Origin of the sequence: Hoylesella marshii DSM 16973 = JCM 13450 (assembly GCF_000146675.1) — a bacterium.
GTDB lineage: Bacteria > Bacteroidota > Bacteroidia > Bacteroidales > Bacteroidaceae > Prevotella > Prevotella marshii.
Window position 1 is genome coordinate 2,312,284 of record NZ_GL397214.1, and the last position, 1,098, is coordinate 2,313,381.

The window sequence follows — 1,098 nt, forward strand, 5'->3', positions numbered from 1 at the left end:
AGATGAACCCCATTTAGTTAGGCCATCATCTTTTGACTGGCATTCTTACCCTGCTACCATCACCAATGAAAGTGGTGTAACAGTAGCTTCTTCCGTTGATTTTGTAGAGTTCGAGGTAACTAAGAATGATATTCGCAGTGGCAATGCAGTCATCGCTGTGAAAAACGAATATGGCATTACGATGTGGTCGTGGCACTTATGGTTTGCACCCGAAAGCGCACTCAACACCATTGCTGTTACCAACTTCCAAGGCCATGTCTATAAGTTTACCGAAGAGACCCTCGGCATGAAGTACACCAATTGGGGCGTCACGAATTACACCACGCCACGCAGCGTGAAAGTGCGTGTTGCACAAGTGGGGAAGGCAAGCAATGTTGGTGAGTTCACCATTACGCAGAATCCGGGCAGTGTGCGGCAGGCCATCGCCACATTCTATCAGTTTGGTCGCAAGGATGCTGTCCCCGGCACAGACGACAACTTATCGGGTACTTTCAACAGGGACGCCGGCGATAACATGTCTATCCCCAACGGCATCCAACATCCCGAAAACTTCTACAGTGATGCCTCATCATGGAGCAGCACTCCTCCTACGGGCTACTCTTACTACAACCTGTGGTCAGCCGACAACACCACAACGGGCTTCAACGACAACGCCGTTGTCAAGACCGTCTACGATCCCTGCCCCGCTGGTTTCAAGATGCCGGCCGGCAATGCTTTCACCGGTTTCTCCACCAATGGAGAGAATGAGGGAACACCGAACGCCACCGGCACATGGGACAGCGGCTGGGACTTCAACAATAAACTTACCGCTCCCGACGCCACCGTATATTTTCCCGCTACGGGGTATATCGCCTTCTACGGCGGTCCGGTGCAAAGCGTGGGCTCCTTCGGCGAATGGTGGTCAGCTGCCCCGGACAGCAACTCACACGGCTACGGTCTGGGCATAAGCCAGATGAGCGTGAGCCCGCTGTACGCCACCGCTCGGTCATGCGGTCACTCCGTCCGCCCCGTGGCCGATGAATAACGGATGTGAAAAAGGCTCGGTACGACACTAAGGTAGAGGACCGATGGCATCATCTTACATCACCTCTGGGCTAA

The 1,098-nt window shown here is 53.6% G+C and carries 1 pseudogene; it reads left to right on the forward strand.

Annotated features, from left to right (window positions below):
• Positions 1–1,024: pseudogene (locus HMPREF0658_RS09500) on the forward strand (hypothetical protein); the annotation flags it as partial.
• Positions 1,025–1,098: the final 74 nt, after the last annotated feature.